We start from the raw sequence: 23,310 nt of genomic DNA on the forward strand, positions 1-23,310 counted from the left end.
GTATATGTATCCAAAAATTAGTAGAGCAAGTTTGGTTATTTTGGTTATCTCCTTTAGAAGATCCTTTGGCAGTTTTGCAGATATTTTTATCTGCTATGAAAACTCGTAAAAAATGGAGAGGTAGAGTTTATGGGTAATTAGTAATTCAGGACTTACGCATGAGTGCTATTGGTAGGGTGTGTTAGCGGTAGCGTAACGCACAAAACCCTATATTTATTGTTAGTGAGTAAGTGTTGTAATTGTTAAAGAGGGCGAATACCATTCGCCCCTACAATCTGGGTTCAGTTCCCTGCGATCGCCAGATTTATGATGCGAGATACAGTAGAGAAATCTTAAAAATAGCGATCGCATATTGCTAGTCACTACAGTTATGGTTTAATCCAACCTTGAAAAGCTGCTACTAAAATATTAGCAATTGGATTATTGAGAGCTTCTTTGAATGTTTGTATTCCTGATGATTTTAATGCTCCTATTACTCGCTGTTTTAATCTGGGATTATTTTCTACAATTTCAACAGCTTGAGCAACAACTGCCATTTGGTCTGCTGTGGTTTCTGTAGGGTTTGATTGTTCTAATTGTTGGAGAAGTTGTTGAATTTCTGCTGCTGTTTCAGTTAAATTCTTTGGTTGAGCTTCGTTAATATTTCTAATTAGTGTATCAGCGTTGATTGTTCCGTTGTTCAAATTTACAGCTACATTAGTGTTATTAGCGTTTTGGTTCTCACCTTCTCTTTTATCAACACCTGTAACAAAACCGCCTTTTTGTTTGATTTGGCCGCCGTATATAGTGGTATTTTTTGAATTATTGTTTTCCATAATGCTTGTCTCTAGATGTGTACTATTTGATTTTTCAGTCATATTGTGTTTAGTTGAACAACTATAATCAATTTCTATGTTTCTAACCTGTAGGGAAGTTTCAGATAACCTCTCAAAATTGTCGGGAATTTACCGGACAAAATACTGTCCTGGAGAGTTCAATGTCAACATTGAAAACTATACCAATTGTCGTTGGAGGATTCTAGATATCATTCTCTACAGATGTGGTTTCCACACTCTTATAATTTGTTCTTTGTGTACGAAATTGTTTTTAAACATCTCAATTTCTTTAGGAAATGTCAAGTTAGGTATCTTGGTTTCTATAGAGTTGAATTTTTCTAATTGTTGAAAGAATTCCTGCATTTCTGGTGTTGTTTCAGCTAAAGTTTTTTCTTGAGCTTCGTAAATATTTTCAGTTAGTGTATCCGTGTTGATTTTTCCGTTGTTATAACCTACACCTATGTTAGTGTTTTGATGCTCAATTTCTCCTAAACTAATACCTATACCAAAACTGCCTTGTTGTTCTATTTGATCGCCGTGTATGATAGTGCTTCCCTCTAGATTAAATGTACTACCTAATACATGATTGTGTGTAACGTTTGATTCTCCATTCATCGCAGAGATTCCCCATGACACAAAAGTTGAAAGTCCAACACTACACCCTATTGTTGCTATAGAAGTCTGAGTACTATTTTGAGTTCCATTTTGAGATAGATTACTATTTCCGCTATTGTCATCGTCTGTATCGCTGTCTTCTGAACTAGAATTATTTTGAAGTTGCGGTTGGTTTATATAGGGATTTTGGAAGGAACCTAAACTATATTGATTGGAATATTCCGAACTGTGTGCATAATTTACCCGTGTACTATTGATAGAGTAAGGGGAAAAGTTGTCTGAATGGTTATCCAGTGCATAATTCAAATCTTGTGTTTCGGTTTCTTGCTGATTGCTAGTAGGGAGGTAGTAACCGTTGTCTTCTCCATAATAAGGAGAGTTATAGTTATTATCAAATTCTCCTCTTTCATAATCATTCCACTCATTTGCAAAGGAGTACGGTGAGTGATTTTCATAAATATTCTCCGTAGTAGGTATGCCATACTCTGGGCGATCGGGATATCCTGAACTCGGCGAGGATAAATGATCGTTTTGATATGACAAGTGGCTAGAATCATCTAATATTTCATCTGAATATTCATCAGATTGATCGGACATAGAAAATGCATTCTGCAAATTAGGAATATTCATGGTGGTAAAACTCCATATCAAAAATTCTGGCAGGCAAAAATATTTCTGGACTTCCCTCTGCAATTACAGAAAGTTATATCCTTAGGACTTACCCATGCTTCACCTGGGAAACGCTATCTGTAGGGGCGAATGCCATTCGCCCTCACTGGATTTAGTGTCTGTGCGTAAGTATTGACCCTTTCATACATTTGCCTCTATATGCTTGCTTTAATTATAGTGCTTTGAATTATAAATGGTGGGTTAGTTAAAAAAAGTAACATTTTACCACGATTCTCGTTTACTCTTTGCTAAAATATTGAAATCTTAAGGTTCAGATTTTATATGACTTCCTTAGAGCAACCTTCTACAAATCAAAATGAGAACCACATGAATCCCTTATTAGGATGTTTAGCATATCCTGTGGGTATTGCTGTAAGTAACCTCATAGGAAAATGGGTTGACTACAAAACCATACAACCACAAGCTCATCGTTTTCGAGAACAGGAACTAGAGACACAACATCAGTTTCGTTTAAAGGAACTAGAAAAACAATACGAACAGAGCATAACTAAATCCTTTATAGATTCTGAGATTAGGATAAATGAACAACAAATCATTGAACATTTAAAGTCAAGTTATTCTATTTCCATAAAAAAGCTTTTATAGATTTAGCTAGAGAAGATGCAAACAGTCCTTTTTTTGATGGGATAGAGACAACTCATCAAGTTATAAAGGGGTTGCATGAAAAGACAGGTTTACCAATCATTTTGGTATCTCCTTTTTGGGATGATACTAAACCTAAAGACAAAAATGAACAGGGTGGCTATGTTGATTTTCGCGCCTCTTTTAATACTTCTTATAGTTGGCATAATTTAGCATCTAAGCAGGATGGCTATTTTAAGCGACCTTTATATCAAACAGATCGGGATATAAATTACATTTATAGTGTACTTTCTGATGTTCCTATTATTTTAGTACATGGAACAATTCAAGGGGTTCATTCAGCTCAACAATTTGTCCAAAGAATTCACCCTCATATTACTTTTTGGAATTTATTGCCAGAGCAACAGGATAGTTATACAAGCCTAAATTTAAGGTTTTTCCCTCTTGAACTTCCTGTCGGAAAACCTGACAATCCTGATATTTATCGGCAAATGGGTGAATATAGTCTAAATTTGCAAGATACTGTCAGTAAGTATTTAGCTAAAGGCATTGGTTTGTTAAGTTCTTTTTATCATTTATATCGTTTTGAAACTCGTCCTAATTTACAACAATTTGAGTTAGAAAGTGAAGAGGAACTAGAGATTTTATCACTTCAGGTAAATGAGATTTATGACTTTCTAGCTCAAAAGAACTCTAACAAAGCCAACTATTATAAACTTGAAAAGTCGGTACTATCTTTAGAGCGTAACCTCGACGAAATAAAAGGCAAGAAAAAATTAGCTCCTAAAGGCAACTCTAAGCTAAATTTGGAAGCAACTGAAGTTTATTGTTGTTGGTTTGCTGAACGACTAGATAAAATAGCTACAACTATTATTGAATTTGAACAGCAAGAAGGTGTAATTAATTGTCAATCTCTTGTCGCTACATTACAAGAATCAATCAATAAACTGCTAGATATAGGTAATCTTAGAATCTTGATTATTGGAGATTTTAATCGTGGTAAGAGTACGATTCTTAATGCTTTGCTTGGAAAAAATTTGCTACCTACGGGAGTAACTGCTGCTACTGCAATTCCTACTTTTGTAAAATATGGTAAGCAGGAAAAAGTAGTAGTTCATCAGAAAGATGGTACAGAAGAATCCTTGAATTTTGAACAATATAAAAGGAAATACACGCTTAACTCAAGAGAAGTAAAACATCAAATAAAGAATGTATTTAAGTCAGTGGGAGGTTGGCTAAATCCTCTAGACTATGCTGAATTTTATTGTCCGATTGAATTGTTATCTAGGGGAGTCGAGTTTATCGATACAGCAGGATTAAATTTTACAGAAGAAGAAAATAAAAAAACTTTTTCATATATTCAGGAATGTCATGCGATTCTTTTCGTTTTAGCCGCCGATCAACAATTTACTCAGCAAGAAAAAGATTACCTAAAAAGATTACTCGGAATCAAGAAAAAGATTGACAATAGCAAACACCAATCACGATTAATACAAAGTGAAAGTGAACTTCCAAAAAGCGGAAATATAAAGCAAGTCAGACCGATTTTTTACTTGATTAATAAATGGGAAAATATTGAAGAATATGAAAAAGAAGAAATCCATGAAATTTTTGTTGATAAATTCTGTGAATGTTTAGACATAAATCAAGATGAAGCAGAAAAAATGTGGGGAAATACAGTATTTGATGTTTATGCTAAAACAGCTTTAGAAAATTTAGCTCAAGGAAAATCTCTTAACGGTACTGGAATTAAAGAATTTCAAAAACGGCTTGATGATTTATTAAGTAATGAAGGATTAAAAACTAAATTATTACAAGCTGTTCAAATAGCAGAAATTGTTAAAGCTGAAATTGCTTCAAAAGTCAGTGATAAATTAGTTTTGCATAAACATACTGAGGTTTACCATGAGGCAAATATCAAACATTTACAAGCCTTACAAGATAATATTTCTGCTCAAGTGGAAATAATTGAGGCTAAGTATAATGAAATAGTAAGAAGTTTAACTAAATCTAAAGTTAGACCAAACTTTTTGTCCGATAAATTTCATCCTAAAGAAAATTAAAAATCTATACTTTCTCAAAATGAAAGTAATCAAAATTAAACAATAATTGAGGTTAACGACGATGCAAAATCAAAATACTGGATTCAACTTAGAAGTAACAAAAGTTCGTCCTTTGTTTGCCGATCGACTTCAAGGAATGGCTGAAATAATTGCTCAATCTGAACAACAAGCAAAAAATAAAGGAGCATCGGGAGAATTAGCATTATCTGCTTTCATAAATGATTTAGATAAAGAAATCGAAAGACTAAAAATGGAAAATTTCGCTTCTTGATTATTGGAGATTTTAATCGTGGTAAGAGTACGATTCTTAATGCTTTTTTTGGAAAAAGTGTGCTACCTATGGGAGTAACTGCTACTACTGCAATTCCTACTTTTGTTAAATATGGTAAACAAGAAAAAGTAGTAGTTCATAAGAAAGATGGTAAACAAGAATCTTTGAATTTTGAACAATATAAAAAGAAATACACGCTCAACTCAAAAGAAGTCAAAAATAAAATAAAGAATGTATTTAAGTCAGTGGGAGGTTGGCTAAATCCTCTAGACTATGCTGAATTTTATTGTCCAATTGAAGTTTTATCAAGAGGAGTAGAATTTATTGATACAGCAGGACTAAATCATACAGAAGAAGAAAATAAAAAGACATTTTCGTATATTCAGGAATGTCATGCAATTCTTTTCGTTTTAGCAGCAGATCAACAATTTACTCAGCAAGAACAAGATTACCTAAAAAGGTTACTCGGAATTAAGAAAGAGATTGAAAATAGCGAAAACCAGTCACAATTTGAACAAGGTGAAAGTGCAGTTCCACAAAGCAAAAATACAAAGCAAGTCAGACCGATTTTTTACTTGATTAATAAATGGGAAAATGTGGGAGAAGATGAGACAGAAGAAATCCATGAAATTTTTATTGATAAATTCTGTGAATGTTTAGATATAAGTGAAAATGAGGCTGCAAAAATGTGGGGAAATACAGTATTTGATGTATACGCTAAAACAGCTTTAGAAAATCTAGAGCAAGGAAAATCTATTGACGGAACTGGACTTAAAGAATTTCAAAAAAGACTTAACGATTTTCTAATTCATGAGCGATTAATGACAGAATTATTGCAAACTGTTGACATAGCAAAAATTGCCGAAATTGAAGTTACTTCAAAAATTAACGAAAGATTATTTGTACTTGAAGATAAGGTAAAAACATTGGAAGCAGAAATTGAGGAAACTAAGCCTTATGTTGCTCTTATGAAAAAAAGTGTCCAAACTTTAGAGAAGTCTATTATAAGCGACAGAAAAGCCTGTATTGCAGAAGTGGCAAAAAAATATAGAACATATTTTTCTCAATTAGCCGAAAACTTTGAAGAAGAATTTAAAATGCCTGAAGTATTCAGCCTTGAAGATGATGAGCGTAAACAATATACCCAAGATTTAGAGAATAAATTAACAAAACATCTACAAGACAAGTTGGAAATTTGGTACAACAGAAGGAATCAGATCGTCTCAGAGACTATTGAGACCTTAAGAAATTCATTTGACACAGAAAAAAAAGATTACAGTCAAAAAAGAGATGTTGTCAGGAAAATTCTTAATGGAGGAAGTTTTAATATTGAGAGTCCTCCCCGGTTCTCAATTACTCAAAGTAGCTCATCAGAAAAATCATCATTAACTACAGCTGATGCTGCAGGATCACGATTTGGTGTAGCATTAGGCAGTGCTGCTGGAGCATATATAGTCTCAGGAACTATTGCTGGTTTAGCTTTAACCCCTGTTGTAGGATGGGCATTATTAGGTGGTAGTGCTGTTGTGGGAGGAGTAGTAGGATTGTGGCGAGCTAAAGATTTTCAGAAAAAAATGCAGGAAAGAGCCAAAGAAGAATTTAAAAAATTACTAAAAGAAGAGGAAGTCTCAGCTCTTAAAAAGCAAGTTGGAGAATTATTTAACCCCTATGAAAAGTCAGCTAAATTAATGAGAGAGGATGTTGAATCCCTAGAAAAATCTCTTGGGAATCTATTGGAAATGAAAAGAAAAACTTCAGTTAACACTGAAGCTGAGAAAAAACGTTTACAAACTTTCGTACATAATATTTCCGATCAATTTCAAACAATAGAAGCAAAATACAACGAGATAGCTTTAGCCCAATCTAAATCAAGTTAAACATTGTATGTTTAATTTTTTTCTAAGCGTAGTTTGCTATAGCAATTCCCACAGTTATGAGGTACATTTACGATCCCCCTAAATCCCCCTTAAAAAGGCTGCCCCCTTTTTCTTTTTAAGCGGTTCTCCCCTTACCAAGGGGGGTTAGGGGGGATCTAAATCCCTTCCAGTCCCAATGACTTGGGTATAGTAATTATCCAGATTTGATATTAACTGATGAAACTTGCAAATTATTTTGTTCAAGATGAAATCCTCTCTAACAATTTCAAAATCCCTTCAAACTGCCTGTCAATTTATTGAAGTTCAAGAAAATCAGCAACTTGCAAAAGATGTAGAATTAGTCTGTCAACAATTAGTTAATCCTCACTTTGGAATAGCTGTAGTTGCTCCCTTTAATTTTGGCAAATCTACTCTAATTAATGCCCTATTAGGTAGAGAAATTATGCCAACAAAAATGATTAGAACTACTGGAGCAGTAATTAGTGTCAAATATGGCAAAACCTTAAAAACTATTATTACCCTAAATTCAGGTAGAGTAATCAAAAGTAACGACACAGAAATACTCAAAGAATTTGCTGTTTTGAATCGGAAAGGACAACGTAGAGAAGATGTAATTTCTGTAGAAGTTTTCTATCCTCATAGATTGCTCAAAAATGGGGTAGAACTTTTTGACTTACCCGGAACAAACGATCGGGAAGAACAAGATACTTTAGTCCGCGATAAATTATTACAGGTAGATTTAGTTATTCAAATACTTAATGCTAGACAACCTTTTACACAAGGAGAAAAAGAAACACTTCATAATTGGTTATTTAATAGAGGTATTAAAACGATTATTTTTGTTCTCAATCGGATGAATGAATTAGAAAGTATAGAGGATAAAAATGAAGTTTATAATGACGTTTATTCAACTACCAAGACTTTTGAATCAGATTTACCTCAAGGGTTTAAAAAACTCTACCGTGTTGATGCACTCCCTGCTATTAAAGCACAACAAGAAAGAAACATTTGGAAAATTATTACAAGTGGTATCATAACTTTTGAATCAACCTTATTTACTATAATTTCTGTTCAAAAAGAAAAGACCAATCAAACTAGATTACTTAGGGTGACTGCTATAGCATCTCAAGTCAAGTCTGTTTTACAGAAGAAAGCTAATAATTTGACTAAGGAAATTAAAGATGCTGAAGATATCAGAAATGCTGTCATTGAAAAAGGAAAACAGCGAGAAGAATATCTGAGAAAAGAATTCAAAAGAAGAGTAAAAACTTATCGAAATTGGTTATCCTTAGATACCCTTGTAGCAACTTATCAAACAAACGCAGCACAAGCTTTAGAAACAGGGTCGTTTAATAACTGGCAAAATAGCAAATTTCAATCAACTATTCTTAGTTATATTCAATCAATTGAAAATTGGGCAAATCAATCCTGTGATGAGTTCCAAAAAAGCAGATCTAATAGGATTAAAATATCATTTCCTAGTTGTCCTGATGTCTCTTTACCTAAGCGTCAAGAGAGAGACTTTGGTCAGTGGTTTGGTGATATTTTTAACGGTGGAGCAAATCGAAGAAAATTGGATAAAGAATATGAAAGAAAAAAATGGCAAGCCTATAAAACTGCTGCTTATAACTATTTATCTAAATTTCGTACAGATACTCTCGCATCTCTCAATAAATATGAAAAAACTGTTGAATCATTAATAGTTTTTGCTATTCCACCAGAATCATCCACAGTTATCCAAAAACGTTATTATTTAAACGATTTAAACTCTTCACTAAATGCCATTCAAGATATAGAATCCTTAAAAATAGAAACTAATATTTATAGATTAAACTGGTTAAAACGTTTTAAATTTTTTCTCTTGTTTTGTAAAAATTGTCTCTTTCTTTTATTGCAATAAAACTGAATTATATAGAATCCGGTTGAATAATCATCATTGCGACGAGAGGAAGAAATCTCAGAAGTTTAGGACATTGCTTCCTTCCATTCCGTTACAGTTGCAATGACTTGAATATAGTAATTAGGGCTTGCTGAATAAAGTCTTTTTGCTCTTTGTAGGAGACAGGAGACAGGAGACAGGAGACAGGAGAAATAGGAACGAGCGAAGAGGTAGGAGTAAGAATTGTCCCAAGATTGTTCTGCCCAACTATGCGCCTAAAATACACTCCATGCATGAGCGTGAAGAGCTGAAAACCAGGTACTTTTTTCGACAAAAAAAAGGCTAAAGTCTTTATATGTCAATGCTTTTATATTTAATCAGCAAGCCCTAATTATCCAGATTTGATTTGATCAGGACTTAGGCAAGGAAACTATATATAGCGTATGTCAAATAGAGCGATTTCTGACGCAAAGCTCCGCTAACGCTATAATTTTTTAAGCGATCGCCTGAACAACAAAATTATCATAACTAACAGGACTTATGCAGGGACACTAAATCCAGTGAGGGCGAATGCCATTCGCCCCTACAAATGGCGTTTTCAAGGTGAATTTGCCTAAGTCCTGTCTATGTTTCTTTAATTAGGGTTTGCTGATTAACTATCAAAATATTCACATATAAAGGTTTCATCCTTCTTAGGTTGAAAAAAGTGCGCCTGTTTTCGGTAAAAATTGCTCAAAAAACTAGCATTTTGTGCAAGAGTTGGGCAGAAAAATTAAGGGACAATTCTTCCAACTACATCCTCTGTAATTCCCCGTGTCTCCTGTCTCCTGTCTCCTGTCTCCTGTCTCCTACCCCTACAAACCTTAATTACATCTGTCGTGCCATCAAATTAGCAAACAACCCCTCCTGTTCTGCCAAATCTTCAAAACTCCCATACTGTATAACTTTTCCCCCTTGCAAAACATAAATTCGGTTAGCATTACGAATCGTACTCAACCTATGAGCAATAACTATCCTAGTTACCCCCAACTCCTCTAAACTCTCAGTTACTATAGCTTGAGTGCGATTATCTAAAGCACTTGTCGCTTCATCAAAAATCAAAATTCTGGGTTTCAAAACTAACGCTCGCGCAATTAATAACCGTTGACGTTGACCACCAGATAAGTTTCCCCCTCCCTCAGACACAATAGTATTCATTTCCATTGGCATTTCTTCTATATCATCTGCAAAACCCGCCATTTCAGCCGCCTCCCAAGCGTCATCCAACGTTACTAACGCTCCGCAAGCAATATTCTCAAAAATAGAAGCACTATTGAGTCGTACATTCTGCAACACCACCCCTAACTGTCGTCGCACTCTTGATACATCTAAGGTTGATAAGTCGCGTCCATCATAATAAATAGTTCCTGCTGCTGGTGTTTCAAATCCTAATAGTAACCGTACAATAGTTGATTTTCCACTGCCAGAAGGTCCGACAAGAGCAATAAATTCTTCTGCTTCTGCTTCAATAGTAATATCATTAATAATAAGTGGAGTATCTGAACGATATCTAAAACTAAGACGATCTAGTTTTATCCTACCGGAAAGTTGCCCTGGGTCATATTTGTTGATGTCTACTTCCGGTGTTGCTGCTAAAATAGGTTGAGCGCGTTCCCATAATATTGTGATTTCTATAATATTGACTATGGTTTTGCTTAAGTTTGTCGCTCCACTAATAAATGTACCGAATGCAGTGTTAAAAGCTAGAAATTTTCCTATGGATAAACCTGTTTCCTGTGTTTGAATTAAATAAACAGTTAATGTAAACAGTAAAATAGAGCTTACTGTTGGTAGAGCTGTGTTGAAGGCAGTCACGAGGTCTTCAATGAGTTGGTTGCCGAGCATTAGTCTTGTTTGTTGGCTGTATTTTTTTGCCCAATAAGCAAAAGCACGTTCTTCGGCACCAGCAACTCGTAGTTTTGACACTCCACCAATGAGTTGCACTGTCAAACCGAATATTTCTCCTGATATTTCTTGAAAGGAGCGTAACTTGCGACGGGCGATCGCTCCTGACCATAGGGTGACAAGACTGGTGAGACAAGCGATGGCAAAAGCGATGAGAGCAAGGGGAAAACTATAGATGAATAGTAATATTAAATTCAGTAGGGAGAAAAAGCTGGTGAATATTGTTGTGAGGATAGTGCTAGTGAGTCGATCGCGAATTTGACTGATGGCAGAAACGCGGTTTTCTAAGTCTCCTGTGGAATATTCCCGAAAAAAGGCTGGTGTGAGTTTGAGAAGTCGGTCCCATATTGCTGCTTGAATTGTGGAGCTAGATATGGTTTTTAATCTGAGAGTGACAAAACCGCGAGTTAATTGAAATATGCTGACTCCAAAACTCGCTGCTAACAAACCCAGACCTATTTCTATTAATAATTTTTCGTTGGCATCGGGAATAGCGTTATCAATGATGATGGCTGTAGCTACTGGTGTCAACATTCCTAATATGGTAGCTATGATTCCAGTGGTCGCAACTATTAGCAAATCTTTGAATCTACCTCTAAAAGCTAATTTGAAGATATCGAAGGCTAAAATATCTCTATTGGGAAAAGGGCGGTAAAAGGTGTAAGCTATTGATGCTAATTCTTGAGCTGTAGTCTGGTTGAGTGGAATGCGGGTCAATTCTATGGGGTCAAAAATTTCATAGTTTGTTGTTTTTAGTAGGGCAACTGGTCGATTTTTGGCTTCGTTATATGCTAACAGAGGTCCACAGTCTTGTTGCCACCATTTGTTTGTGAGAGTGACGCGACGGGTACGAATATGGGAGGCACTAGCGATCGCTTCTATGGGGTCTTCCCATCCTGCTTCTGTTTCTTCGGTTTCTATTTTTGGTGTATAATTAATGGTTATGCCTAATGCTTTGGCTACTATACCGAAAGCAATTAATAGGGGAGTACCTGTTTGGGGTATTTGACTAAATTCCGGTTGCAGCACTGACGCTAATTCTATTAGTGCTTCTTGTGTTTTTTGTCGGTTTAGGTCTTGATTCATAGTGTGGAAGGCAGAAGGCAGAATGCAGAAGGCAGAAGGGAAAGAAAGGTTCAAAGGGAGAAGGTTTTTTATAGTTAGAGGTTGTCTGAGAAGTCCCATTTTCTACATCACTCGCCCCCTAAATCCCCCAAAATTGGGGGACTTAAAGATAGCAAATTGACTCTTGTTCCCCCCAAAGTTGGGGGGTTAGGGGGGCAAAATCCCCCAAAGTTGGGGGGTTAGGGGGCAAAATTCAGTATCAAAAAACTTTTCAGATATTCTCTTAATTATCCGGACATGATATTATTATAAATTATAGCAATCATCATTTATAAACCATCAACCTTAGTAGCATAAAAAATCTAGAATATGATATTATTTACGTTAGCTTCTACCGCCTCCAATATAGTGGGTAGTGTTTTTATTTTTACTGGTATTGCCAAAATTATAGAACCTTGGAAATTTATCCAACACATTGCCAAACTAGATTTAATAAATCCTCAATTAATTATACCTATTTCCCTAACATTTACTGCTATTGAATCAGTTTTAGGAGTTGCTTTAATCTTGGGAGTTTTACCAACTGTAATTATGCCTGTAAGTATTTTATTATTACTTAGTTTATCAATGCTTACTTACTGGAGTACATCAACTGGTAAAACTGAGGATTGTGGTTGTTATAACGGTTGGTTAGAAATTACTCCTACCCAAAGTTTAATTCTCAATGCTATTTATATTTTTCTGCTAATATTTGCTGAATTTTTTGGTCAAGATCAGCCTACTGTTTTGTGGCAATGGCTGGTAGTATTAATGACTTTTATTATTAGTTATGCTTTAGCTGCTGGTTCCCTAGAATATATGCAAGAAAATGGTCGTCCGTATCTTGATTTTACCCCATTGCAAGAAAACAGAAAATGGCAAGTAGAATGGCTGGGAGAAGATTCTGAATCTTTAATGTTTGGGTCTGTAATTGTAGTATTTATGAGTCCTGAATGTTCTCAATGTAAACATTGGTTAGGTGTGTTGAAGTTAGTGCAATGGCAAGATAATTTACCAGCAATAGTAGGATTAATAGATACTGAAAATATTCAAGAATGTCAAGCTTTTGTAGATAGTTATTTTTTGAATTTTCCCGTTGTTGCAGTAGATAAAAGATTTTATAAAAAATTGAAGATAGAGGTAGTACCTACAGCAGTTGTGTTGAAAGATGGAGTTATTCAAGAAAAATGGATTGGGTTAATGCCAATGTGGTTTATTAATAAAATTAATCAGAGGGAGAATATGGCGCTACGCGCAAGTCAACCGAAGAATTAATAATTAAATAATTAAATAATTCAGGTTTAATATCAAATCCGTTTAATTGGACATAAAAAAATTCTTCAATCGTCATAACTATGCTCATCTTTGTAATTCTTTCTCCTCCTGACTCCTGACTCCTCCTAATACCAAGCGTGATAAATGTTTGTTACAAATGGTAGGGACGCCCTTATGCAACGTCCGTACGAAAGAAGGAAGAAGGAAGAAGGAAGAGGGGAAAAATATTGAAAAAAAGGGAAAAACAATAGATATAAATATCTAAAATGAACTGGAGAAGCTATTTTTAAGCATATCCGATAAAACTCTACTCTTTTGTAGCATTCTTTTTTCAAAGTGGTATAACTTAACCATTCTATGGCTGTTTAACCGGATTTGATATAAAGCCTCCCCTTTCAAGGGGAAAAAAATAAATTTTTTCCTTACAGCGGTTTTCATTTGGGTAGACCACAGTAGGGGCGTTAGCTATGACGATGTGGTTCATCAATCTGAAAAGCGCTGTAAGCGTCAATCCTCTTCCTTTTAGGGAGAGGTAATTATCAATTATCCATTATCAATTATCCATTATCAATTATCCATTAATGAACCTATTTGCTATCTTTGTGCAACAAAGCCGTGTTGCAGATAAGTTTGAGCAACATAATCATCGGGATTGTTTTGTAAACACTGATGAAAAAGGGATTTTGCTGACTCAATTGCTCCTTGATAGTATTGGAGAACAGCTGCTTCAAAAATCGGCTTTGTTTCCAATTTGGCTTGTTTTTGGTCATGAGGCTCGTACTCAAATACCTCGAACACCCCTACCTTACTAGATTTTCCCCTGACTTGCACTTGAGCGATCGCTCGCATAGCATACTTCATCGGCTCCTCCAGACGAGCTAAAGTATGATGAGAAATTAGTAGTGGAGTATTGTAGAATTTCGTCAACTGCTCTAGACGGGAACCAAGATTAACCGTATCGCCAATGGCAGTAGTATCAATACGAGAGTTACCGCCTACCGTTCCTAGCATCAACATCCCTGTATTTATCCCAATGCCAATTTCTATGGGTTGGCGGTCTGGGCGTTGTCGGGTTAAATTATATTCAGCCAGGGTTTTCAACATTGTCACTGCTGCATTTACTGCAGAATCAGCACTTCCTTCAAACAATGCCATAATTTCATCACCAATATATTTATCAATAAAACCACCATTTTCAATAATTGCAGGTTCCATACGTCGGAGATAGCCATTAATAAACTTAAACGCATCTTCTGGAGTCATCTGCTCCGAACGAGTTGTGAAAGCACGGATATCGGCAAACAACACTGACATCTGTTTCTGGACGCACTCCCCTAGTTGAATTTCAGTGATACTTTTGTGAGCAAGAGATTGGAGAAATTGACGAGGAACAAACCTGGATAAAGCTTCATTGAGTTCAAACAATTCTCGAGTATACTGTTCTCGCTCGTCTTCAGCCTGTTTACGACCGCTAATATCTTGGAAAGCGGCGATCGCCTGAGAAATCTGGCCTGTTTCATCCCGAATAGGTGTAGTCGAGACCTCAAGCGGGATAACTCGATCTGGGTGATGAATTTCTATATCCTCACAATGAACCGTTTCTCCTGCCAGCGAACGTACAATTGGCAGTTGTGCTGAAGGATACAACTGCTTAGTTTCTGTTTGATAAACTTTAAAAGTATCCGAAAGTTGCTCAATCTTGCTATCGGGTAAAACGCCTAACTTGAGTAATTCCTTCGCTTTCTGATTGGCATAGATAAGTTTTCCGGTCACATCGTGAACCGAGACACCAATTGGCATCGCCTCCAAAAACTGAGTCAGGCGACGTTCGTTTTCCCGCAGTTGAGCATTTTGTTGTTCGAGCTGTTTGGCCCGCAAATATTTATTGAGAGCTTCCTTAACAGTCAGATTCAGATCGGTGGCATCCCAAGGTTTAGTGATATAGCGGTAGAGATTAGCTGAATTCACAGCATTTCCCACTGCATCTACTCCAGCCTGACCCGTCAGCATAATCTTCAAGATATCTGGATACTCAAGATGAATCTTACTCAGGAGTTCGTCTCCTTTGATACCCGGCATCAATTGATCGGAAATCACTACAGCAACTTCTATCCCTTCATCCTGCAATTCCTCTAAAATTTCGAGTGCCTCTTCACCACTTTCCGCTGCTTCAATACTATAATTTTGACCAAAGTTTCGTTGTAACTCTTCAGAAAGACTTTCCAAAACCATCGGTTCGTCATCGACTAAAAGAATGGCTAGTTCGCTCATACTGACTCAAGGGCTGCTGTGATGATTTTAATTAACTCTTCTTCCCGCCATGGTTTATAGATACAGGAGTACAGATTAGCTTCTTTTTTAGCTCGTTCAATGGCATACTCATCAGCTTGCCCAGTTAACATAATTGTTTTAATGTCACTAAATTGCTGATAGACTTGAACTAAGAACTCATCCCCCCGCATTCCAGGCATCAGCCAGTCAGAGACAATCACAACAATTTTGACTCCTTCTTCATCTAACTCTTCGATAATTTCTAAGGCTTCCTCAGCACTTTCGGCAGCCTCGTACACAAATTGCTCGCCAAAGTGACGACTAATTTGTTCCTGAAGGGTTTCCAGGATAACAGTTTCATCATCAACACATAGAATTGCTGCTTCAGTCATAATATTTAGGAGTTAAGTGGCCAATTTTCAGGAGCTTAAATATGTTATACCAATTCGATCAATTTTTGCTACAGATAGCTTGGGCATTTTTTATATCAAATCCGTTTAATTCGGATAAAAAAATGTTCCATCTTCAACCATTACCAAATATTTCCTCATCTCCCCATCTCCCCATCTCCCCATCTCCCCATCTCCCCATCTCCCCATCTCCCCATCTCCCCATCTCCCCATCCCCCCATCTCCCTATCACCGATGCTACCGGATTTGATATTAGGGGTCAGGTAGGGGAACAATCGAATTTGAGATGTACAGAATGAATAGCTTCGATGCCATTTATTAGTTCATAAATTATCTGATTAGTCAAAGGGACAACTCCAGAAAAGAGGGAGTAGGGAGTAGGGAGTAGGGAACCCACCCCTAACCCCTCCCAGGAGGGGAATAATCGATAATTTCTGTGGGATAATTCATTTGATTTTTATTATTATTTGATTTTTATTATTAGGAGAGTTCTAGAGGGACATCTCCTGTAAATTCTGTTTATTGCCCCGATTATTCGTAACATTCTTTTTTCACGCTTGGTATTACATATATTACACCTTTAAATTATAATAAGTAATGGCGTTGGTGAATTTAGCTATGATTTTCGTGGCTGTAGGAATAGGGAATAGGTATGGAGGGAATAGTAGGGACGTTGCATGCAACGTCCCTACAGATTATTTCGTTTACCGAATAATTAGGGCTTGCTGATTAAATCTCAAAGCATTGACATATAAAGACAAGTACCTTTTTGGAGCCTTTAAAAAGTGCATGGTATCACGTCTAATATCATGTCCGGTTGAACAGTTATAAATAAACGACGAAGGAGTCAGGAGACAGGAGACAGGAGACAGGAGGGTAGAAAGAAGAAGAAGGAGAAAGTTTTTTTATCACGCTCTTATCCGGACATGATATAAAAACGCTCAAAAAGGAGCGTATTTTAGGCGCATAGTTGGGCAGAACAATCTTGGGACAAAACGCCCGCTCCTACCTCCTCGCTCATTCCCATTTCTTCCCCTCCTGGGAGGGGTTAGGGGTGGGTTGTCTCCTGTCTCCTACTCCAGCAAAAAGACTTTTTTCAGCAAACCCTAATTAAGGTTTAAAGCCTTTCACTCGCCGTGGAGAAACAAGCGGTCGCCGACGCGGGGTCGCACTGCTTCTGCCCTCTGCTTTCCTTCCGCCAAAGTGTAACTATTCAACCGGACATGATATAATAGGACTATGGAGAAGCTTTTAGCTCAATGGGAATAGTCACAGTAAAAGTGGTTTTACCAGGAACAGAGACAAAAGTAATTCCTCCCTGATGTTTGTCAACAATCTTTTTGACAATTTCTAACCCTAAACCACTACCTTCTCCAGCAGGTTTGGTCGTAAAGAAAGGTTGAAAGATTTTATCTTGAATCTCTGGGGGTATACCAGTTCCAGAATCTGTAATTTCTACAACAATATTTTGATTTTCCTCCCGCACCTCAATCTCAATCTTTCCCTTTCCATCGATCGCTTGAATTCCATTATGAATCAAGTTGGTCCACACTTGCACTAATTCATCAGCATAGCAAAGAATTTTGGGAATATCTTGATAGTGGTGAATTACTTCCACGCCCTTTTTCAAATAGTTGTGGTACAACTCCAAAACTGTTTCGATACCGTCACTAATCTGAACTAACTGTTTTTCCCCACTGTGGTCGTAACGGGCGTAGCTTTTGAGGGCAAAGACTATTTTTGAGGCTCGCTCCACAGCTTGGTTAATATTTTGACTGTTGCTGTAAAGGCGGGCAATATCGTAGGCAATTTGCACAATTTGGTTGCCATGAGGAGTTTGCAGTAAAGATATTTGAGATGCAAAACTATCATGTAACCCTGCTTCGGCGATCAGGTGAGCTAGTTGTTTGGCATTGGTAATATGATGAGATTCAAGTTGTTTGGTAACAGTACGTTTAATTTGACGTTTTTCTCTAGTACTGAGACTGGTTTGGTTGTTCGTGGCAAGTTGTAGGAATTTGAAACAGTGGGTTTGTTGTTGTGGGTTGAGTAGGGGTAATAGTTGAGGTAGTTGAAACAAGGATGCTTCGAGGGCTTTGCCGGTGTTACCAATGGCAGCGCGAATGGCTCCGAGAGGTGTATTAATTTCATGGGCAATTCCGGCGACCAGTTGTCCGAGTGCTGCCATTTTCTCAGATTGAATTAATTCATTTTGGGTGGTTTTGAGTTGGTTGAGAGTATCAGAGAGTTCCTGGGTACGTTCGGCGACTTTTTGCTCTAAGTTATGATAAAGTCGAGCATTGTCAATGGCGATCGCTGCTTGCCCAGAGAGGAGTTTTAGGAGTTCTAAGCGCTCTGGTGTAAAAGCACCTGTGGTAAGATTATTTTCTAAATAAACAATACTGCTGAGTTTTCCTTGGTTAAGTAGGGGAGCGCACAGAACAGATTTAACTTGATATTTTTGAATGTAGGGTTGATTAGTAAAATTGCCCTGGTGCATGGCATCATCAAGAACTAGACTCTCTTTAGTCCGCATCACATAGTTGATAATGGCTGAAGACAGCAGCAATATTTTGTCATCCGGTTTTACTAACTTAGACTGCAAGGTGGCGATCGCTCCATCAACGGATGCTTCGGCTTCAATTAACAATTCATTATTGGTTTCAAGAATTAAAAATCCTGATCTAGCACCTGTATTTTCTAGCAAAATTGTCATCAGTTTTTCTAATAATTTATCCAGTACAATTTCCTCAGAAATAGCTTGAGATGCTTTCATTACTGTTGCAAAGTCTAGGAAGTTTATAGCATGATTTTCAGTTACATTATAGGTTGTGGTGATGGGTTGATTTTTAATACTTCTGACTGTGGATAATTGAGAGAGTAATTGTGAATATTTTTCTTCTAAATCTTCTAATTTATATTTAGCACCCCAAAGTTTATAACAATAGTAGGCTTTCTCAATGTAAAGTTGAGCAAATTCTTCTTTCCCTCTCCTCAGCCAAAATTTAGCAGCTAATTCATTTGCTAAAGCTTCATTTTGAATAAATTGATTTTCCTGTGCTGAAGTGATGGCCTGGTCATATAATTCCATTGCTTTTAATTCTTTGCCTGAAAATCTAGCCATTTCTGCTGCAATTAAAAGATATTTGTGCAGAAAGTTATCTGGGCAGTTATCCGCCCAAATTTTCATTTGTGTTTGATTTTCTGTTAATTTTTCCCAATATTTTTGTTGCTCATGTTCTGAAGCATCTTCATAGAGTGCTGCCAAAGTAAGTGAATAGTGAAAGTTATATTCGGAGCTTTGAAAATGTCCGAGAACAAATTCAATTTTCTCTGCAGCTAACAAAGCACATTTGAGGGCTTCACTATATTCTCCGTAGAGATAAAGTACCTGACATTTAAAAATATTAAAGGTACAAAGCCAAGCCAAACTATTATGTTCTTCACAAATTTCTAGATATTGAATATCGGTAATTTTTTCTGTACAAAACTCAAGCTTATTATCTGTTTTTCCGGTCAAGTTTAATAGAGTGATTTGAAAACCTAATAGTCCATCAGTTGACCAATGATTATTATGTTTTTGGGTAAATTGTAAGAATTGAGTCACATCTTCCAAAAGAGATTTGAGATTTTCACCTTGATAAAATCGGTAACGGGATTGATGTTCGAGAGCATATCCTGAAAATGTTAATTCTCCAGATTCTAAACCAGTTTTATAAGACATATCGAAAATTGATTTAGCCTCTTTAATATGCTTCACCCAATGATTTAAATGACCTGCGAAAATCAAACATGAACTACTTTGTTGAGCCAAATCATTGAATTTTTTACTCAGTTCAAGTGCTAGTAAACCAAACTCATAACCAGATTGATAATCTCCTAAAACTGAACCTAAAATAAGCCCGTAGGTAACATAAGCTTTTGCTGATTCAGCAACATGACCATATTTAAGAGAAAGCTGCGCCATTTTGACAACAATGACAGCGTATAATTCTTGGTGACTAAAGTAGGCTACTGGATCGATAGCAACTAATAATTTTATCGCCTCTTTTATTTCGGGTTTTTCAATTTCTGGCGCATCAATTAATGAGGTAATTTTTCGACCTGCTAAATATTTGTTTGCCTGAGTTAATTCAATTTCTAAAGTGGTTTGAAAATCCCGTTCTGGCAATTCAATATCTAGTATAAACAGTGCTTTTCTACCTATTTGAATAGCTTCTGAATATTTTGCTATTAAGGTATATTGCACGATGAGCATCTTGTAGATTTCTGTCTTTTCTAAAACAGATTTGACTCGCTGCAAACTCTGATTAATTAATTCTTCGCTGCGGGAGAAATTCCCATTCAAATACTCAACTTCAATCAATTTTTTGTGTAAGACAAAAGCAAATTCATAGTGAGAATTCCAAATATCTCCAATCATGGCTTGACTAGCTGTTGTTAAATATTCAAGTGCAGCAGAATAAGCAGTAGCATCTTTGGCTTTCTGACCTGCTTTTAAGTTCAGATTTGCTAAGTCAAATTTTTCCTGTTCATCAACAATTAATTCTTGGCCGATATTGAGATGATCTACTATTTCAAAGATATTTTCTAATTTGGTATTATTAGCGAGTAAAAGCCTACCTATTTTCAGATGAATAGCTTTTTTATTAGACTCATTAATTAAACTATAAGCGGCTTGTTGGATGCGGTCATGGCCAAATTTATACTTTTGAATTAACAGTTGCTCATCCAACTCAGAAATAGAAACAATTAGACCAGATTGAATAGCTAATTTTAAATCTTCAAAAATTACTAAAGTAGTTTTTTCAGTGGTTATTGCTAGAGTATGTAAATCAAACTCGGCTCCTAAACAAGCAGCTAAACACAAAATATGCTGAGTAGATTCCGGCAGTTTTTTCAACTTACCAATCATCAAATCTACGACATTATCTGTAATATTCATCCCATCAATTTGCCGGATATTCCATTGCCAAGCCCGGTTTTGTTTATCAAAAGTTAGTAAATTTTCTGTGTACAAAGATTTCAGAAATTCATTCACAAAAAATGGATTTCCCTGAGTTTTATTAATAACTAATTCTGCTAAAGATTTGACCGATAAAATATCGGAGTGTAGTGTATCAGCTATTAGTTGACTTACGTCTTCAGTTTTTAAAGGCTCCAAAGTGATTTGATTAACAGTTGTTCCATGTTCCCTAATTTCTGACAAAGTCATCATCAAAGGATGAGTCAAATTAACTTCGTTATTACGATAAGCTCCCACTACGAATAAATATTTAGTTTCCGCATCACTGAGCATCAATTTAATTAAATTCAGGCTAGCTAAATCTGCCCATTGTAAATCATCTAGAAAAATAACCAAAGGATGTTCTTTGGCACAAAATACTCGGATAAAGTTATGAAAAAGAAGATTAAAACGGTTTTGTGACTCTGTTGCACCCAATTCTTGTACAGGTGGTTGTTGACCAATAATCTGTTCAATTTCAGGAATAACATCAACAATAACTTGACCATTAACTCCCAATGTAGCTAACAGTTTTTCTCGCCATTGCTTTAATTCTGTTTCCCCTTCAGTCAACAGTTGTCGAACCAAATTTTTGAAAGCAGCAACAACAGCAGAGTAGGGAATATTCCGCTGAAATTGGTCAAATTTTCCAGAGATAAAATAACCTCTTTCTTGAGTAATTGGTTTATGAATTTCCTGCACTAAAACTGATTTGCCAATCCCAGAATATCCTGCTACTAACATCAGTTCACTTTGACATTTTTCTCCTTGATTTTCATACCAATAAAATTGAGTATCTGTGCCTGCAATTCGTGAAAATGCTGCTAATAATTGTTGGATTTGAAATTCCCGACCATAGAGTTTTTGAGGGATTTGAAACTTATCTGAAATATCTTCTTTTGCTATAGTAAATGTCTCAATTTTTCCCGTAGTTTCTAACTGTTGTAAACAGTTTTCTAAATCCGCTTTAATTCCCCAAGCACTTTGATAACGTTCTTCAGCAGTTTTTGCCATTAATTTCATAACAATATGTGAAATTACTGGGGGAATTTCTTCTCCCCCCATCTCCCCATCTCCCCATCTCCCCATCTCCATAAGAGGGGGTATTTTGGCAATATGACAATGAACTAATTCTAAAGCATCAGTCGCTGTAAAAGGGAGCTTTCCTGTTAACAATTTATAGAAGGTTACTCCCAGGGAATAAAAGTCCGTGCGATAGTCTAAAGAACGATTCATTCTACCTGTTTGTTCGGGAGAAATATAGGGGAGAGTTCCTTCTAGAACATTGGGATTTTTGAGGGTGGGATTTTCTCTAGTTAGTTGAGTTGCCATCCCAAAATCAATGATTTTTAGTTGTTTAGTTTCTGAGTTAAAAACAATATTGGCTGGGTTAATATCTTTGTGAATTATATTATGATGATGAATTTGTCCTAAAATTTCTGTTATCTTAATGGCTATTGGGAGAAACTCAGTTAGAAGTAAAGCTTTGTTTTCAGTCAATTCTTGTAAAGATTTACCACCAAAATCTTCTAAGACAATTGCCAGTGTGTATTGATAAGGAATTATATCGTAAGCTTTGACTACACCATCATATTTTAAGTTGGAGATGAGTTGATATTCTTGTTTGTAACGAGTTATTTCTTGAGGGCTGGGATAATCTTGTTTAAGAATTTTCAGAATTACAGGTTGACCATCATCTTCTCGAATAGCTTTATAAACTTCTGAGTTGATACTGTTGTAAATTGCAACCTGGTTTTTGTATTTAGAAATTGTGAGCATAATGAATAGTTAATCGAAGTCGTGTTTGCTTTAGCGTTGCCGAGTAATAGTGGAGCGCGGCGCTCAAAGTCTAGTATTAGACATCTCTAGAAAATGAGGGAGTAGGCAGTAGTAGGGACGTTGCATGCAACGTCCGTACAGAGTAGGGAGAAAGAATTGATAATTTCTGAATTGATTTTATTTTTGATTTTTGGAGATGTCTATTAGTTGCTCGGAATGATTTTCTAATACAATTGAAGTCCATTGTCGCTATAGAAATCTGTTTTGCCATAAGTAATATTCCACCCTTCAATTTATATTGTAATATCATGTATCTTCAAAAGACCCACAATAAAAATTTTAGAACACAGGAAACAGGTTCAATAATTATTAATTATTAATTATTAATTATTAATTATCTCAAACCTTAATTATTCTGTAAAATTTATCAGAGAAAACATTTTTATTATGGCTAATTAATGAGACTTGATATAATATTATGTCCGTTTGAATACTTATACCAAATTAAAAAAAGGTAGTTATATCATGTCCGGTAGCATCGGTATTGTATAGAGAAGCTAAGGAAGAAGTAGGGGCGATTCGCGAATCGCCCCTACAAGGCAAGGAAAAACCTTATATGACGGTAGATACTTCCCCAACTTTTACACAAACGATACCAACGGACACGATATTACATCTTAATTGATGATTTATTCCTACAATAAAAAAATATAAATCCCATAAATTCTAA

At 36.0% G+C, this 23,310-nt stretch carries 13 protein-coding genes; 6 read left to right on the forward strand and 7 right to left on the reverse strand.

Going from position 1 to position 23,310, the window contains the following annotated elements; genetic code table 11:
- Positions 1 to 368 precede the first annotated feature (368 nt).
- Complete coding sequence (locus tag SAGCYANO_RS40495) at positions 369 to 857, reverse strand: hypothetical protein (RefSeq protein ID WP_202225169.1); 489 nt, start codon at positions 855 to 857, stop codon at positions 369 to 371.
- Positions 858 to 1,031: 174 nt separating this feature from the next.
- On the reverse strand, positions 1,032 to 2,027 hold the full coding sequence (locus SAGCYANO_RS40500; protein ID WP_202225170.1) for a hypothetical protein: 996 nt from the start codon (positions 2,025 to 2,027) through the stop codon (positions 1,032 to 1,034).
- A 354-nt stretch (positions 2,028 to 2,381) separates the two neighbouring features.
- Between SAGCYANO_RS40500 and SAGCYANO_RS40505 the strand changes: the two genes are divergently transcribed.
- From SAGCYANO_RS40505 to SAGCYANO_RS40525, 5 genes are all read left to right on the forward strand, one after another.
- Positions 2,382 to 2,705: a hypothetical protein gene (locus tag SAGCYANO_RS40505; protein WP_202225171.1), complete on the forward strand. Its 324-nt coding sequence runs from the start codon at positions 2,382 to 2,384 to the stop codon at positions 2,703 to 2,705.
- A gap of 101 nt (positions 2,706 to 2,806) precedes the next feature.
- Positions 2,807 to 4,765 (forward strand): dynamin family protein, encoded by a 1,959-nt coding sequence (locus SAGCYANO_RS40510; RefSeq protein WP_237397164.1) that lies wholly within the window; start codon positions 2,807 to 2,809, stop codon positions 4,763 to 4,765.
- A gap of 61 nt (positions 4,766 to 4,826) precedes the next feature.
- Positions 4,827 to 5,036 (forward strand): hypothetical protein, encoded by a 210-nt coding sequence (locus tag SAGCYANO_RS40515; RefSeq protein ID WP_202225172.1) that lies wholly within the window; start codon positions 4,827 to 4,829, stop codon positions 5,034 to 5,036.
- Positions 5,033 to 6,913 (forward strand): dynamin family protein, encoded by a 1,881-nt coding sequence (locus SAGCYANO_RS40520; protein WP_202225173.1) that lies wholly within the window; start codon positions 5,033 to 5,035, stop codon positions 6,911 to 6,913. The genes SAGCYANO_RS40515 and SAGCYANO_RS40520 overlap by 4 nt, the downstream gene beginning before the upstream one ends.
- A gap of 244 nt (positions 6,914 to 7,157) precedes the next feature.
- Positions 7,158 to 8,813 (forward strand): dynamin family protein, encoded by a 1,656-nt coding sequence (locus SAGCYANO_RS40525; RefSeq protein ID WP_202225174.1) that lies wholly within the window; start codon positions 7,158 to 7,160, stop codon positions 8,811 to 8,813.
- Between the two features lie 846 nt (positions 8,814 to 9,659).
- On the opposite strand, the gene SAGCYANO_RS40530 is transcribed toward SAGCYANO_RS40525, so the two are convergent.
- Positions 9,660 to 11,822 carry an NHLP bacteriocin export ABC transporter permease/ATPase subunit gene (locus SAGCYANO_RS40530; protein WP_237397165.1) on the reverse strand — a complete coding sequence of 721 codons (2,163 nt, stop codon included), beginning with the start codon at positions 11,820 to 11,822 and terminating at the stop codon, positions 9,660 to 9,662.
- Between the two features lie 348 nt (positions 11,823 to 12,170).
- On the opposite strand from SAGCYANO_RS40530, the gene SAGCYANO_RS40535 reads away from it, so the two are divergent.
- On the forward strand, positions 12,171 to 13,115 hold the full coding sequence (locus SAGCYANO_RS40535; protein ID WP_202225176.1) for a MauE/DoxX family redox-associated membrane protein: 945 nt from the start codon (positions 12,171 to 12,173) through the stop codon (positions 13,113 to 13,115).
- 594 nt (positions 13,116 to 13,709) lie between these two features.
- Here SAGCYANO_RS40535 and SAGCYANO_RS40540 read toward each other — a convergent pair.
- From SAGCYANO_RS40540 to SAGCYANO_RS40550, 4 genes are all read right to left on the reverse strand, one after another.
- Positions 13,710 to 15,386 (reverse strand): response regulator, encoded by a 1,677-nt coding sequence (locus tag SAGCYANO_RS40540; protein WP_202225177.1) that lies wholly within the window; start codon positions 15,384 to 15,386, stop codon positions 13,710 to 13,712.
- Positions 15,383 to 15,778: a response regulator gene (locus SAGCYANO_RS40545; protein ID WP_202225178.1), complete on the reverse strand. Its 396-nt coding sequence runs from the start codon at positions 15,776 to 15,778 to the stop codon at positions 15,383 to 15,385. Before SAGCYANO_RS40545 ends, SAGCYANO_RS40540 begins: the two co-directional genes overlap by 4 nt.
- Before the next feature lie 105 nt (positions 15,779 to 15,883).
- Positions 15,884 to 16,009 (reverse strand): hypothetical protein, encoded by a 126-nt coding sequence (locus SAGCYANO_RS48655; protein WP_255502887.1) that lies wholly within the window; start codon positions 16,007 to 16,009, stop codon positions 15,884 to 15,886.
- A gap of 1,024 nt (positions 16,010 to 17,033) precedes the next feature.
- Positions 17,034 to 22,580, reverse strand: coding sequence for an AAA family ATPase (locus SAGCYANO_RS40550; protein WP_202225179.1), 5,547 nt, complete (start codon positions 22,578 to 22,580; stop codon positions 17,034 to 17,036).
- Positions 22,581 to 23,310 lie beyond the last annotated feature (730 nt).

The organism is Okeania sp. KiyG1, from assembly GCF_014132355.1.
GTDB lineage: Bacteria > Cyanobacteriota > Cyanobacteriia > Cyanobacteriales > Microcoleaceae > Okeania.